At 70.6% G+C, this 14,733-nt stretch carries 7 protein-coding genes and 1 pseudogene; 3 read left to right on the top strand and 5 right to left on the bottom strand.

Annotated features, from left to right (window positions below):
- The first annotated feature begins 223 nt into the window (after nucleotides 1–223).
- Nucleotides 224–1,226 (top strand): annotated as a pseudogene (locus N801_RS22105) (IS481 family transposase).
- 5 nt (nucleotides 1,227–1,231) lie between these two features.
- Here N801_RS22105 and N801_RS22100 read toward each other — a convergent pair.
- Genes N801_RS22100 through N801_RS22085 form a run of 4 tightly spaced genes read right to left on the bottom strand, consistent with a single transcriptional unit; the run spans nucleotide 1,232 to nucleotide 11,291 of the window.
- Entirely contained in the window at nucleotides 1,232–2,770 is a 1,539-nt protein-coding gene (locus N801_RS22100) for a hypothetical protein (RefSeq protein ID WP_035940382.1), read from the bottom strand.
- Nucleotides 2,767–6,429: a hypothetical protein gene (locus tag N801_RS22095; RefSeq protein WP_035940381.1), complete on the bottom strand. Its 3,663-nt coding sequence runs from the start codon at nucleotides 6,427–6,429 to the stop codon at nucleotides 2,767–2,769. The genes N801_RS22100 and N801_RS22095 overlap by 4 nt, the downstream gene beginning before the upstream one ends.
- Nucleotides 6,426–9,005 carry a hypothetical protein gene (locus tag N801_RS22090; protein ID WP_035940380.1) on the bottom strand — a complete coding sequence of 860 codons (2,580 nt, stop codon included), beginning with the start codon at nucleotides 9,003–9,005 and terminating at the stop codon, nucleotides 6,426–6,428. The genes N801_RS22095 and N801_RS22090 overlap by 4 nt, the downstream gene beginning before the upstream one ends.
- Nucleotides 9,006–9,008: 3 nt before the next feature.
- Nucleotides 9,009–11,291 (bottom strand): DUF6603 domain-containing protein, encoded by a 2,283-nt coding sequence (locus N801_RS22085; RefSeq protein ID WP_035940379.1) that lies wholly within the window; start codon nucleotides 11,289–11,291, stop codon nucleotides 9,009–9,011.
- Nucleotides 11,292–11,596: 305 nt separating this feature from the next.
- Here N801_RS22085 and N801_RS22080 point away from each other — a divergent pair, with 305 nt between their 5' ends.
- Together N801_RS22080 and N801_RS22075 are read left to right on the top strand one after the other, a co-directional pair.
- Nucleotides 11,597–12,067, top strand: coding sequence for a hypothetical protein (locus tag N801_RS22080; RefSeq protein ID WP_035940377.1), 471 nt, complete (start codon nucleotides 11,597–11,599; stop codon nucleotides 12,065–12,067).
- Nucleotides 12,068–12,567: 500 nt separating this feature from the next.
- Entirely contained in the window at nucleotides 12,568–13,020 is a 453-nt protein-coding gene (locus N801_RS22075) for an OmpA family protein (protein ID WP_035940375.1), read from the top strand.
- 283 nt (nucleotides 13,021–13,303) lie between these two features.
- On the opposite strand, the gene N801_RS22070 is transcribed toward N801_RS22075, so the two are convergent.
- Nucleotides 13,304–14,503, bottom strand: coding sequence for a tyrosine-type recombinase/integrase (locus N801_RS22070; protein ID WP_035940373.1), 1,200 nt, complete (start codon nucleotides 14,501–14,503; stop codon nucleotides 13,304–13,306).
- Between the last annotated feature and the right edge of the window lie 230 nt (nucleotides 14,504–14,733).

Raw genomic sequence — 14,733 nt, 5'->3', positions numbered from 1 at the left:
CAGGGGTCAGTTTTCACCCGTCGCTGACAGTTGGGAGCTGGGTACAGCGCCGGGATCTGAGTGCGAGCAGTGGGCAGGTAGTCGCAAAGAGCAATCGGATGATCGCTCTAGGTGTTGTGCCCCATGAGGTTGGTGACACTCGGCGTGGCTGGTAGGTGACAGAGGGCCTTCCTTGATTCGGTGTGAAGCGACCAAGCACCACGCCGAGCAAGAAAGGCCCTCGATGACCCACCGTAATGCTCCGTTGACTCCGGAAGGACGCCGCCGCCTGTGTGAGCGTGTCGACGCCGGACGCGCCATCTGCCATGTCGCCGTCGAGGCCGGTCTCGCTCGACAAACGGTGGGCAAGTGGTACGCCCGGGCGGCTCGAGGGTGAGGCCGGCCTGGAAGACCACTCCAGCCGGCCACTGTCCAGCCCGTGCCGGACCAGCCCGGACATCGAGGCGCGGGTCGTGGCGTTGCGCCGTGAGCACAAGGTCGGCCCGGTCCAGCTCGTCGGCCGCCTCGCGGCCGAGGGCATCGTCCTGCCGGCCTCGACGATCTACCGGATCCTGGTCCGGCACGGCATCTCCCGGCTGCGGGACCTGGACGTCTCGGGTGAGGACCTGCGCGAACCGGTCGTGCGCTACGAGTGGGACCGGCCCGGGGACCTGATCCACGTCGACGTCAAGAAGATCGGCCGGATCCCCGACGGCGGAGGGTGGCGCGTGCACGGCCGCGGGTCGGCCCAGCACAAGGCCACCGGTCGCGCCAAGACCGCCGGCGCCCGCGCCGGGTACGTCTACGTGCACTCCGCCGTGGACGACCATTCCCGGTTGGCGTACAGCGAAGAGCTCCTCGACGAGAAGGGCGCGACCGCAGCCGAGTTCTGGAAGCGAGCCGTGAAGTTCTTCCGCCGCCACGGCATCACCAAGATCCGACGCGTCCTGACCGACAACGGCTCCTGCTACCGGTCCCTGCTGTTCAACGCCGCACTGGTCCGCTCCCGCTCCAAGCACAAGTGGACCCGCCCCTACCGGCCACAGACCAACGGCAAGGTCGAGCGCTACCAGCGGACCATGGCCAACGAGTGGGCCCGCAGCCAAGCGTGGGACAGCAACGCCGAACGCGCCGCGGCACTCCCAGCCTTCCTCGACAGGTACAACTACGCTCGAGCCCACACCGCACTCAAGGGCAAGCCCCCGATCAGCCGGCTACCCGTCAGCGTCAACAACCTCGCGGCATAGAACATCTAGGGAGCCGGATCCTCTGCGAGAACGTCGAAGCGCAGGTGTGATGTGGGTGGTCCGGTGAGCGGTTGGGCTTGCCGCTCGACCCAGAGGACGGGTCGGCCGAACGCGTCTCGGGCCAGTCGGTGTCGTCGTTGGAGCCGCAAGCCGCTGCTGGGGATTGCGCTACCGGACACTTGGTGGCCCCGGCCGGGCCCGTCTTGGGAGGGGCCACCGATGAGTCGGGACGTCGGGCCGGGGCGGGGGACGGGGGCGGGGCCGGTGAGGTCGGCCAGCACGCCTTGTCGCCAGGAGCCGGAGCGGCCGTCGCCGCCGTCCTGTGGGGCGTCAGGGTCGTCGGCGTGGAGCCTGGAGTAGGGATGCCAGTGATTCGGCAGCGTCGTCGACGGCAGGTAGCGGAACGAACGTGTTCCGGTGCGCGTCGTCTCCCCGACCGCCGCCGTGGTGTCCGCGTCTGGGAGCAGCTGACGAGCCTCGGCCCGCAGCTCGACCGCCCAGGCGAGGTTGGCGTCCTCGTCGACCCCGATCAGCACCTCGTCCAGGAGGGGGCCGGAGTGGGCGCCGACGGCCACCGGCCACACGACGAGGTCCGACGCGGCCATTCCCGTGGTGTGGAACAGGGACCACCCCTGTGGCCCGTAGGCGTTCGGCGCCCCCAGCTGCCACTGTTCGCCGAAGCTGTCATGGACGCTGACGGCGCCGAGCTGCACCAGAACGCCGGAGGACGGTGTGGTTGCGGGGTTGATGGGAGGTGGTACGGGGAAGGAGAACCAGTCGTCCGGGTGGGCCAGCACGATGTCGAGCAGCAACATCGTGGCAAGGTGCGAGCGGTCCGGGGCGAAGCCGCCAATGTCGACTGCCCTGTCCTCGATCTGCCACCAGCGGGGGTGCGGCGCTCCGGGATAGTCGAGGCGGCCCGGGATGACGTTCCGGAGGGGGGTGGGTGGAACCTGCTCCGCGGTCGAAGCGTCCGCGTCGACGCTGAACCAGTCGACGTCACCGCCGGGGTGGCCGTTCACGGCGAGCGTGATGCCGGCAGCGGTGAAGTCTGCGGTGTACGTCAGGTCCCGCTCGGACCACCGGTCCGGTCCGGGTGCGGGCACGTCGGCCCAGATGGCGTGCCCGGGAAGCTGGCCGGCGTCGAAGGCGGCCCGCCCGTCGACCTCGTTGGCCAGGGCCTCGTACGGCGCAGGCAGCGTTCCGAATCGGAGCTTTTCTGCGTCGCCGGGAGGCAGCAGCGGTGCGCAGGCTCGCCCCAGCCGTATCCGTCGCCCGATCGTCCACCATTGCCCGGGTTCGGTCTCGAGAAGGGCCTCGGCAGGGACCACCGTGGGGTCCCCATCGGGCAGGCCCTCGTAAAGCAGGGGGACGTGGAGTGGCGCGAGCTGAACCCTGACAGGGCTGGAGGCGTCCTCGCCCTGGTGCTCACCCAGCTGCCATTGACGGGTCAGGAACCACACCGGGTCCGCGACGCGCGCGCGCAGCCCCAGGTCGGTGTCTCCCCGGCCCGGTTCCAGCCAGAGATGGATCGGGTAGCTCATGGCCACCCCGCGAGGAAGTCCACCGGCTCGGCCTGGTGGACCAGGGGGGAGGGGGTGGAGTACGGCAGCCCGTCCCTGTCCCCGGGCCCGGCGCCGCGGGCGTGGGCCAGCTCGCGTGTGCCGAGCACGACCTCGACCAAACCCTCGTTGGTGAGCCGCTCGTGCGGGTCCGGGGGCACGGCGATGAGGATGGCTTGGGGAGCGCGCGACTTTGGCGCGTTGAAACCGAATACCGCTGAGGTGGTGTGCCGCCGGCTCGGCACCGAGTCGGTCCACGCGTCGAGAACGGAGATCGCGACCTGTCCGGTGCCCGGGACAGGGTCGGTGAGCCCGGGCCCGTAGGCCACGATGACCGGCCCCTCGGGATGCCAAGGGTCTACTGAGCCCTCCGGGGCTGCGACCGCCGCCGACCATTCGGGCTGCGACGGGTCGAGCTGCTGGGCCTCGAGAGCGGCCAGTCGGGGTCGCACTGCGGCGACGACCTCGAGCCACGAGACGTCCATTCCGGCGGCGCCGCGCAGGACCGGCACCATCGACCGGTCCACGATCGGAAGCACGGGTAGTAGTTGGTGCCCGGCCAGGGTACGAATGGCCCTCCGCAGCCCGCTGGTCGTGGTGGGGGCGGCGCCGCCGGTGGCGGTCGCGACGCGGTCCTGCAGCAGCGAGGCCGCGGCCCTGCAGAGCTCGGGGGCCCGTACCTCCGGCTGATCAGCAACCACCGTGTCAAGGGCATCCTCGGGGGCGTATCCCCAAGGTGCTGTGAGCTCGCGGCATCGTTGCGGGGCGCCGGCGGTGTCCGGGTCGATCGATCGGATCTCGTCGGCGGTCTGGTTCGCCAGGGCCGCCAGGGCCTGCAGGCGTGCCTGGAGGTCGAGGACCATCGCCGCGCGCAGGTTGGCGTCCGCCCCGTCGGGGTTGGGCACCTCGTACGAGCCCCCTGTCAGTGACGGCTCCGGCGCGTCGTCCTCGCCGCCTCCGAGCACCACCGCGAGACGCTCCGCGGCAGGGTCGCCCAAGGGCGTCCCGCCCAGCGCGGCGGCGTACCCGGGGTCGGCCACCTCGAGCACGCTCCTTCCATGGTCGCCTCCTGCGGGCAGGACGGCCCAGGCGGAGACGCGCACCGTTGTGGCTGCCCGGGGGGTGCGCAGGGCGCGCAGCTCGGGTGGCGCGCCCAGGCCGGCTGCTGCCTCCATGGCCGCGTTCGCGAGGTCGGCCCGTCCCGACACCAAGGCGTGCGCGCCGTCGAGGACCAGCAAGTCGGCGTACGTGTCCAAGACGTCGTCGAGAGGGGTGAGCACGCCCGCCAGGTCTCCGGGAAGGTCGGCCGAAAGCCGCCCCTCTCGAGCGGCCCGCAGTACCTGGGCGCCGTCGCACACGCGCCGCAGCTGCTGGTCGGCCGCGGTGGGGTAGTCCCGGCGCAGGATGCGGACGACGTCCCAGCTGCCGGCGAGGCGTTCAACCTCGAGGCCGAGCGCCTCGTAGGGGTGGACACCGAGCCGGACTCGTTCTGCGAGAGACACTGCGGCGCGGACCTTGGCGGAGTCGATGCCGATTCGCCAACGGTCCTCGTCGGGGTAGCGCACGGCGGCATCCCGCAACAACGCCGCGGCCAGGGCCTGCGAGTGCGACGGCGCGTGCACCATCCCCGCGCGGGTGGGCCCCGGCGCGAGCGCGTCGGTGCCGTCACCGCTGTAGGGCTTGGGCGCGTCCACCCAGCCGTAGGCACCGAGCAGGAACGGGGCCCCGTCCGCCGCGAACCGTTCAAGCCGACGCTCCGCCACACCGGTCAGCCACGGGTCGACGCGGAACGAGGCGGTGTCCAGCGCGGCTAGCACCCCAGCGAAGAGTTGGTCGTGCCGCCGCTCCCACAGGTCGGCCGTGGTGCTGAGGGCATCGCGCACCCGGTCGAAGCGCTTGGCGAGGAACCGGCCGTTGTCGTCGGAGGCGGAGCGCAGCTCTTCGAGGGCGTCCTCGTCGCCGGCCATGACATACGAGCTGAACTGGTCCTCGTCGAACGGGATCGGCTGGCCGAGCTCGACCGGGTCGCCCGCCCGCCAGCGGACGACGGCCTCACCGAGGATGGCACGGGAGACGAGGAGTGCTTCGCGGACCAGGTGACCGACGAGGCCGAGCGGCTGCCCGGGGTCGAAGTAGAGCCGCTCCGGGTGCATGAAGCACATTTCATGGAGCAGGCCGGGGTCCTCGTGCTCGTCCTCCGCCGGCCCCGGCAACGCGCCGACGCCCCCTGCCGGACCCTTGGGCGTCTGCGGGTAGGGCACGTCCCGCCACGCCAACGCCGAGTTGCGGTCCCACTCGGAGGCCGGCATCGGCGGCATCGCCGAGAGAGCGCGCGCGGCTTGGACGATGTGCAGCTCGGTGACGGGCCGTACCCGCCAGTGCCGCGTCGGGGCGTTGCGGCTCATGGCGCCGAGCAATAACGCGGTGTCCGCGCCACGCACCGAGCCGTGACCGGCGGACTCTGCGGCTTTGGCGGCCCCCGCCCGCCACGGCAGCGCCCAGCGCAGGATCCTTTCCTCCACCTCGCTGATCCGGGTCTCCTCCTCGGGCGCGGACACCCAGCGCTCGAAGGCGGACGTCGGCAGCAGCCCGTAGGGCTGTTCCCCGATCCGTATGGCTGGCCGCGAGCCCTCGACTCTGAGGTAGTCGCGAGCCCACCGAGCCACGTCCAGCTCGATCGCCCCGGCGCCGAGCACGTCGCGCAGCGCACGTCCCCACAGCACCGGCCACAGGCCCTCCACAGCGAGACACCCGGGTCCGAAGTGGTCGAGGTGGCCGCCGAGCATCGGCATGGCCGACGGGGGCATCCGGCCGGTCAGTGCCGTCAGCGCGGCAGTGCTCGACGGTTGGTCGGACGCTGCCAGGTCAAGCAGTGCCGACCAGGAGTCCGGGTCGCCGCCAAGGTCAGCCGTCGCGTCGCCCTCGACGGTGTTGGTCGGCGTCCCCGGCGCCAGCACTGCCAGCCGCCCGGCTGCATTGTGGGCGTCGACGAGATCCTCCGCCGGGACCTCGCCGCCACCGACGACCAGGAGGGCATCGAGGTCGGGTGGCTGCGCCCCCATGTCGATGTCGATCCCCAGCCCGACCTCGACCGCGCGTGGGTAGGACAGCCACCACGTGTTGGGAAGCTCGCCGACACCGAGGGTCGGGTCGTGGAACCGCTCGTGCTGCAGGTCGAGCGCGATCTGTTCGAGGTCGAGGTTGAGCTCTGCCACGAGGTCGCGGGACCCGTTCGTGGAGACGAACCAGACGTCGAGACGTCGTGGCAGCCCGACCGGGGACTGGGTGATCACTGCGCCGCGCACCGTCTGGGCGCCCCGGTCGACCGTGAGAACCCCGGAACCGTCGTCCACGACGAAGGATCGCCACAGCCACAGGGCCCGCGCCCCGCCGACGGCGGCGGCGAGGGAGGCGAAGGCGGCTGGGACGTCCAGCGGGGTTTGTGCGGCGAGGGATCCGACGACGTCCTCCACGCGGTCCAGCTCGTCCGGCGACGGCGGCTCCCCGCCCCGCCGAATGGAGAACTCGTCGGGAAAGACGCGCAGTCGCAGCATCCACTGCGCGACGCCGTCGTCGCGGTCCTGCGGCGCGACGAATCGGGTCTCGAGGCGCAGTGGCGCTAGGACCTCGATGCCAGTCATAGCAGGGGTCCGATGAGGACGCGCACCGGGAGGGCGAACCGGTTGTAGGCGAAGGCGGCCGAGTGCTCCTCCGGGAGACCGGGCCACGGCGGGGGCACGGCATCTCGGTGGTAGAACCGGTACCCGGCGGGCGGCTCCTCGAGGACGACCCAGTGGTCCCGCAGGGAGGTCGGGGGGACCGGGAAACCGAAGAAGGTGATGTCCTCTCCGATCGTGCCGACGAAGGTGGGGTCGATTCGTTGCGGGGGGAGCATCGCCATGCCTGCTGCCGGCGGGTCCCAGCCGCCTGCGTCGGGAAAGAGGTAGACGACCGTCGCGGGGTAGCGACGGAAGAGTGGTGTGCGGAACGCGACCACCGCCTCCTCGCCCCGGCCTTCATCCGCCAGCGGGGCGGTGCCAAGGGCGGCGGCCGCCGGCCACGAGCGGATCGGGGCGATGTCCATCTCGCCGCCGGCCCGCTGCCAGAACTTGCGCAGCGGTGACCACCTGCTGACGAGTGGGACGTTTCGCCACCGGAGCTCGGAGGTCGTCTGGTGGTTCGCACCCGCGAGGAGCGCTTGCACGAAACCGGGGTTGGTCGACAGGCCCACGACTGCGTGCTCCGGAAGGTCCCCGGCCCCCGGGAGCATCCAGTCCGGTGAGCGCTCGGACACGAAGCTCCACAACGGCAGGTCTAGCTCGGGTTCGATCTCGACGGGCCCGATGTGGGTGAAGCCCGGCAGCGTTGCGAGGACGCGGTCGACCACGATGGGCCGGTCGACGGTGGGGTCGACGGCTCCCGAGACCGCCAGGGCCAGGCCACCGAGGTCGATCGTCCGGCACGGAGCCGCGGGTGCGCGCTCCGCGATGCTGTTCGGCAGTGAGTGCAGCACGTCCGTGTCCACCGTCGGGAACTCACCGGTTTCGAGGAACTGTTGCACCACCTCGGGATCGGGCCGTCCGTCGCGGCCGGGAACTAGCGCAGCGAGCGCGGCAGCGACCTCGGCGGCCGAGGGGCGACGGCCGCCGGCAAACCGGGCCAGGACCTGCTCCGCCAGATCCGTGTCATCCCCGGCGGCGGCCCACACAGCGTCCTCGAGTGCGCGTTGGACTTCCTCGTCGGCCGCATCGGGCCACCCGATGACCGTCGGGTCGTCAGGGTCGGGCGGGCACGTGTTCGCGGCCTCCAGCACTGCCGAGGGGCGCCCCGCACCAGGCTCGGCAAGTGCGAGCCGGGCCGGGCCGGGACGCAGGGCTCGTCGCGCCGCGGAGGAGAGGACGGCCCGGTTCAGCCAAGGGGTGTGGCCGGTCACACGGTCGAGCACCGGCTCGTGCGTGTCGGTGGGAAGGCGGCCCAGGCAGGGGGAGAGGACTGCCAACCGGGCCAGCCCAGCCGCACGCTCCTCGTCGGGTCCCGCGCCGACGGGCGCCGAGGGTACCCGCCGACGCCACAGGGACCGGCTGGCCTCGAGGCCAAGGGCGAGGTGACCGATGCGGTCTCGCGCGATGGCGAGGTCGCCGGCCTTGGCGGCGGCGGCGTCGCTGATCCGGTCCTGCCACTCGATCCCCGCCCAGGCACCGATGCCGGCTGCCCCACGGACCCGAGGGTCGCCGCTCAGCTGACTCATCCATCCGTCCGGTGGGGGTGGGGTGTCCGGATCGACGAAGGGCTCCGGGTACCGCGGTGACGACAGGACCGGACGGCCGTCCGGCGTGAGGATGCGTTCTTGGAGGGCGGTGACCTCCGAGGTGACCTCGGCGGGTGGTGACGCGTCGACGGGGGCTGGACCGGGGCCGGGGGGCAGCCGCAACGCACCGGCGGCTTGCAGGACGTGCTCCTCCGGGTTGGCCGGCAGCCGGCGCCGGTACCGTACCTCGGCCCGGCCAAAGGGTCGCCCGCCTGCGGCTTCGATCGTCGCCAGGTCGGCCTTGTGCAGGCGGGCTGCGAGGTCGGCGAAGTCGCCCTGCGGTCCGGTGGCGAAGCTCCAGCGGTCGTAGCAGTCCACGGTGACCTGGCCGGCACCGTGCCACGCATCTCCTCCCGCTCTGTCGAAGGCGGGCACGAGGCAGGCGACGTACTCGGTGCCCGACGCGAGGTCGACGGGGGAGACCAGGCGGGCAATCGTGCCGGTGCCGACCTCATGGACGTGTGCCCACAGCCCCGATTGCCCCAACGGATGAGATGCCTGCGTCAGGGGTCCGAGCGTCACCTTCCCGTCCGGCCTGACCGTGATCTCGTCGGGCCCGCGGCGGCCGACCACGAGGACGATCCACGGGCGCAGCACCGCACCGGATGGTGTCTGCGGGGTGTAGCGCCACGGCAGGTCCAGCGCGTGGAACTCCACGAGCGCGAGCTTGGTCTCCTCGGCGTCGTTGGCGCCCGGGGTCGGAAAGCGCCGGCTGATTGCTGCGACGCCGAGGCGTTCGATGTCGCCGGGGCCGAGCAGCTCGAACGCCACGGAGGCTGACCGGGTGTCCAGCTCGTCGTCGAGGTCGGCGAGCAGCACTGGCATGGCACCCTGCAGGCGGCCGTCGACCACCGTGGCGGAGGCGGTGGTGCGCAGCGCCTTCTCGTACCGTGCATAGAACGTGGCCATCGCTTACAGCACCCCTGCCATGGACACGGGCGTCTCGAAGTCGGCCTCCGTGACGGCCACCGTGCCGTGGTGTCGGGCGAACTGGTGTGCTGCCGTGGCGCTGTCGAATCCGTGGGTCGTGGCTGTGGTCCAGGCGACCCACGTTTCGCGCTCGGCCGTCACGACCGGGCGGGGGTCGGACAGGGTGGGCGGGCGTCGACTCGCGTCGGTGAGCAGCGCCATGTGGCCCACATCCAGGAAGGCCCCCATGCCGGTGACGCGCGGTCGTCCGCTGCTGATGACGATCTGTGTGACGGTCCGCGCGTCGGGGACGTTCGGGAAGGTGACGAGACCTGGGTCGGCCATGGACAGCACACGCCCGGCAGTCAGCACGTCGTACGGCGGCCGGTTGAGCGCCTCGGCGTCGGTCAGCGCCGCATAACTTCCGGGGCTGAAGGGCGCCGTGACGTCCGCCCCGGGAGTCGTGACGCGGACACCTTGGGGCCCGGCGAGCAGGCGGCCGTCGACGCGCTCCACGAGCAGCCCCAACGGGGCCCGGCGCTGCTCGAACCGCAGCGTCCCGGTGGGTGGCACTGCGGCTACTCCCGCTCGCCCGGGTCGCGGGGCCAGCACGACGTCCGGGTCGCTGACGCTGTCGGCGTGCGTGTTGGCGGGGTCGCCGAGCTCCTCACGGATGACGTCGAGCAGGCTGGGGGGCGTGGGCAGGGTGTCCGCGGGTCCACTGCCGAGCGTGAACGTCTCGTCCCAGGAGATGTCGAACAGGAACGTCTCGATGGTGAGCGAGCCGCGGATGACGACCGGGCCGGGACCCGAGATCAGGCCGTCGAGGCGGACACCACCGAAGCTGAACCCCCCTGCCGAGACGTCGAACCCGGCCGACACGCGAGCCTCGAAACGGAAGGGCCGGAAGACCACGATCGCATCGACCTGGACGAAGCCGTGGGCCTCCAAGCCCAACGAGATGCCGATTTCGAGGCGTCCGCCGAACTGCACGCTGTTGGAGGTGATGGCGAAGTACCCCTCGGCCCGCACGTCGAGGATCGGCAGCTTGACGTCCAGGGCCATGCCGACGCGGCGCAGGGCAGGCAGCTTGGCCGGCTCCGGGTTGTAGCCCGGGTAGAACCCGCCGACGGAGACCACGGTGTATCCGCGGGTGCCCCAGCTGAAGCGCATCGCGGCGTCGCCGTACACCTCGAAGATGCCGAGGGCGTGGCTGTCGACGAGGCTCGCGTCGACGGAAACCAGGGCTTCGACCGGGTCGATGACGCCCAACAGGTCGAGACGGAGCTCCAGGACTCCGGGCAGACCGGGGATGCTCGCCCGCGCGACGCCGAGGATAACCACTCGGCCCGTGGGGATCTCGACGACGACGGCCAGGTCGAGCGAGAGCAGGCTGCCCGTGGGGCCGAACGAGAGCCAGGAGACCTTGAGCGATGGACCCACCAGGTGTGTGCCGTGATGCGCCGGGAACAGCCGATCCGCAGCCGTGACGAGGGCAAGCGGCGAGTCCGGGGGTCGGGCGGCGAAGAGCACGTCACCGGCGGACCCGGTGCGGACTGCGGCCCGTAACGCCTCGGTGTTGGTGGTGCGGTCTAGGCCGACGATGCCGCCGACCCGGTCGAGGGAGAACCCGAAGGACAGCTGGATGGGTGGGATGAAGGTGATGCCGAGGATGGCGAGGAATGACGGGCTCCCGTCGCGCATGGCCAGGACCGCCGCCGCGCTGACCTGGGCGGGCCCGAGGGGGAGCTGCAGGATGCCGCCGTATCCGCCCTGCCCGGCCAGGCGCACGATCGCCCCGCCGCCGGGCAGTCCTTTGCCGCTGCCACCGCCGAAGGGCGGCGTGAGCGATGCAGCGATCTCACCGATCTGGAAGGGCCCTATTGACACGGGTTGACCGGTGCCGTCGGTGAGCGCCGGGGGATGGATGACGAGGGTTGCGGACGCCACGGACAGGCCAACCGGGCCGAGCGCGACTGACCCGTGGATGCCCTGGCGCCCGACCGATTCCGCGTCCGCGCCGAGTTGCGCGAGCACCGGGACCTCCGCGAGCGCGCCGAGCAGCGCCCGCATGAGGAATTGGCTGATCGTCGTGCGTGCCTGCTCCCACTGCTGGACGACTTGTTGCCAAGCGGCGGTGGTCAGGGTTCCGGGGGGCTGGTCCAGTGCAACTGCGAGGGCCTCTGCCGCAGCGACCAAATCGTCGAGTTCGCGGGTGGGTGCGCCGGCGTCCTCGAGAGCGGACCGCAGATGGGTTACGTAGCTCGTGACCTCGCTGCCGGGCATCCGCTCTCCCCACCTGCGCGGCCGGTCTGAGCCGGCGTTGAATTGGTGTTGTCATCATGGCGGCTCAGGTCGATGGGCGTATATGCCTCGGTCAGGTGATACCTGGCGTTCTGCCGGGCCTCACGGGCGGGGGCGTCGCCACGGCTCACGTGCGAACCAAGACCCTTCTTCCGGTATCAAGTGCGTCCACGTGGCAATGCCCGTTCAAGGTCTTCCTCGTGGGAGGGGCTGGTCATTTTGGGCTGCTGTGCGGGCCTCTGCACGGGGACATGCTGGAGGTACCCGGCAAAGGTGAAGGAGATGACGTGAGGGTCAAGCCGTTCACGTTCGATGGCTATCCGCCCGGCAACCACGACTTCGCTGCGCGCTACGCGTCGTTGGACCCGCCGAGCAGGGACGCTTTCGACGCGATGCTGCACGTCGTCTCACGCGCCATCTTCGCCGACGTGCTGTCCCAGCCGTATGTCGCGATGACCGTCATCGGCCACTCTGACCGGCAGGACCTGCCGGGCATGACGCATCAGCAGGCGCAGGCCAGCGAGGCGGCCGCGGCCCGTGATCGTGCGGTGGATGCCTGGGCTTGGTTGAGCCAGCAGATCTCGACGTTGGTGGGGCCGGAGTTCGATGGGTGGGAGGAGAACTCGCGCAAGGTGACCTGGTCCTGGGTGAGCGCCGGTTCGGGTCAGTTGGTGCACCCGGATCCCGTGGGCGAGGACCAGCGGCTGCAGAACCGACGCGTCGTGATCCTGTTCAGCCATTTCGAAATCGACGCCTGAAGGCACCTATTCCACGAGGGTCTGAGCTGTCGATGACGCATGCGCCTTCGGGTACTGGCCCGACCGGGCGCCGGTGTGCAGTGATCGATCCGGAGGAGGCGCCTGTGCCCGGTATACCACCCGGACAACGACGGGTACGGAGGTGCTGAGCCGTTGCCTGCGTGTCGGATCTCGGTTGATGCGGGGCGGTTCGGTCGTGGAGAGATGGGACGTATCTGTGGCCAGCAGAGCGCTGGAAAGTAGCGCCCTGCAATGAGCGTCTGATGAGAGGGTCTTTGTCGAATCGCCGACTTGGGGTCGTCCGGAAAAGGGTGGTTGAGCCGCGGCTCTGGTGCCGCAAAACGCTCTGTACGGAGCTGTGACTTTTCGATAGCGTGCATCGAGGCGTTGCGGGCTCGTCCTTGGCGCCAGGTGCCGCATCACAGGGCTGACTTGTCGTCGGTCCCCGGCTCAGCGACGGCGCGATTGAGGCGCAGTCGCTGCGAGGAACGGAGTCAGGCATGCGGCAAGATTGGAGTTTCGCCGTCATCGACGGATTCGCTTCCGGTGAGGTGGACTTCGCCGCGCGACTGGCAGCAGAGCAGCACTTCAGGCAGATGGTGGACGAGTTCATTCTGGGGCCGCTGGTCAATGCCAGCTCCGCCGGCGCGGTTCTGCGAATCGAGGGCCACAGTGACCGCGTGGACACGGGGGAGGACCACCCCACGAGTCTTGCGCTGGAGAGGGATGCCAGCCGCTCAAGAGCTGAGAGCGCGGCGAGCAGCCTGCTGACGTTGTTGGGTCAGGACTGGCTCGTCCCATCGCCGACCGCGTGGGGGGACCTGCCGTATGTCGCTGTCGAGACCTTGTTCTTTGGCGCCACCAAGCTCAGCGTCGAGCCCGTGGACGAGGGGGATCGTCGGGGAAACCGGCGCGTCGAGTTGTACCTGTGTCGGTTCGTCCCAGACCAGTAATCGCGGGCACCGAGCTCGGTCGGACGCGCGCGCTGGCTGGGTGCGTCGAGGAGCAGCCGTCACACCTGCGTCTGCGGGGTGTCGATGGCGCGTCTGCCTCCATCCGAGACAGGGTGGATGACCGGTCGGTGAGCCCGACCCTGACGTCGGGACCCTCACGGCGCAGCCTTGGCGAGGAGTTGCCGGGGGACCGTGGGCCGTGGTGGGGCTTGATGCAGCCCCGCCGGTTGGGTGCTGCAACGTCAGCAGCCGGAGGTGTGGTCCTTTGTGCCCCCGACCGCGATCAGCCTGAGCTGCTGCGCTGAGCCATCTCGATCTGCGCCTGCAGTCGGTCTGCGATTCTTTGGTCCCGTTCCGCGGTCGCGCTTTGGTAGTACAGCGCCATCTGCGGTGTGCTGTGGCCGAGGCGGGACTGCATCTCGCGCACCGTCGCGCCGGCCTGTGCCCCCAGGGTGGCCGCTGTGCGGCGCAGGTCGTGCCAGTGCAGTCCGGGTCGGCCGATCGCTTCCCGAGCGCGCATGAAGCCGAACGGTTCCTTGCGGTACACGCGTCCGCCGCGGCGTTCCTCGCGGGCCGGCAGACCGTACAGCGAGCTGTGCGCCAGCAGGGAGCCGTCTCGGCCGGGGAAGAGGAGTGCGTCGGGATGGGCGGCTGGGTAGTGGCCGAGGTGGGTTTCGAGGGCGTCGCCGACGGCGCGGGGCATTGCGACGGTGCGTCGACCGGCGGCCGACTTCGGCGGGCCGGAGGCCTTCTCCCCGTTGGCACGCACGGCGGTGCGGGTGACCGTGATGACGCCCCGTTCGAGGTCGACGTCGCGACGGCGCAGGGCGACCACCTCCCCGAACCGCAGACCGCACAGCCCGGACATCAGGGTCAGGGCCCGGTGCTGGGGCGGCATGGCCTCGGCGAGGGCGAGGAGCTCGGCCAGGGTGAGGACCTCGGGTTCTCGTTTGACCTGGGTGCGGCCGCCGCTCTTGACTCGGCAGGGGGTCCGGGCGATGAGCTCGTCGTCGACGGCCCGGGCCATGACGGCGGTGAGGACCGCGTAGGCGTGCGCGCGGGCGGTCGGGGTGCGGGTGCCGTAGGAGGCGTGCCAGGCACGTACGTCCTCGGTTGTGATCTCATCCACCGGGGTGCGCCCGAACCACGGGACGAGGTGTCGGGACAGCGACGCCGAGTAGCTGTCCCGGGTGGAGGGCCTGATGTCGTGGCGGCCGTCCAGCCACGCCTGCGCGTAGTCCTCGAAGACTCGGGCGAGGCGAGCCGCTTCACTACGCCTGAGCTCTTCCAGTCGGGCGGCGGGGGAGGCCCACGCTCCCGTGCTGACCCGTCGCCGCTCGTCGGTCAGCCAGGCTTCGGCGTCCTCGCGCGTCTCGAAGGTGGTGGGGGCGTTGTGCAGCGCCTGGTCCGGACCGGTGTAGCGCGCCCGGTACCGCTTGCTGGGCAGCCGGATGATCTGCCCGAAGGAGCGTCTGTGTCCCACCGGTTCACCGTTCGTGTCGGATACGTGTCGGATGGAATGCTATTTCTGTCCCTTCACGTCCACAACTGCACCCGTGTCATCAGTGGCATCGTCGCAGGTCAACCGGCATTTCCGCTGGTCAGGATATGAAGGGACCGTGGCGGGGGAGGCCCCCAAAAAAGGATTCGAGTCCCTTCACGTCCACCCGTTCGAATGTGCGCCTGGGACTGCTGCACCGATAGGTGACAGGT

The organism is Knoellia aerolata DSM 18566 (assembly GCF_000768695.1).
GTDB classification, from domain to species: domain Bacteria; phylum Actinomycetota; class Actinomycetes; order Actinomycetales; family Dermatophilaceae; genus Knoellia; species Knoellia aerolata.
Note: the sequence above shows the minus strand (reverse complement) of the source record. Positions and strands in the feature narration are given on the sequence as shown.

Excerpts from the sequence above, each read along its gene's own strand:
- N801_RS22100 (WP_035940382.1), bottom strand. The coding sequence starts at position 2,770 with ATGAGCTACCCGATCCATCTCTGGCTGGAACCGGGCCGGGGAGACACC.
- N801_RS22095 (WP_035940381.1), bottom strand. The coding sequence starts at position 6,429 with ATGACTGGCATCGAGGTCCTAGCGCCACTGCGCCTCGAGACCCGATTC.
- N801_RS22090 (WP_035940380.1), bottom strand. The coding sequence starts at position 9,005 with ATGGCCACGTTCTATGCACGGTACGAGAAGGCGCTGCGCACCACCGCC.
- N801_RS22085 (WP_035940379.1), bottom strand. The coding sequence starts at position 11,291 with ATGCCCGGCAGCGAGGTCACGAGCTACGTAACCCATCTGCGGTCCGCT.
- N801_RS22075 (WP_035940375.1), top strand. The coding sequence starts at position 12,568 with ATGCGGCAAGATTGGAGTTTCGCCGTCATCGACGGATTCGCTTCCGGT.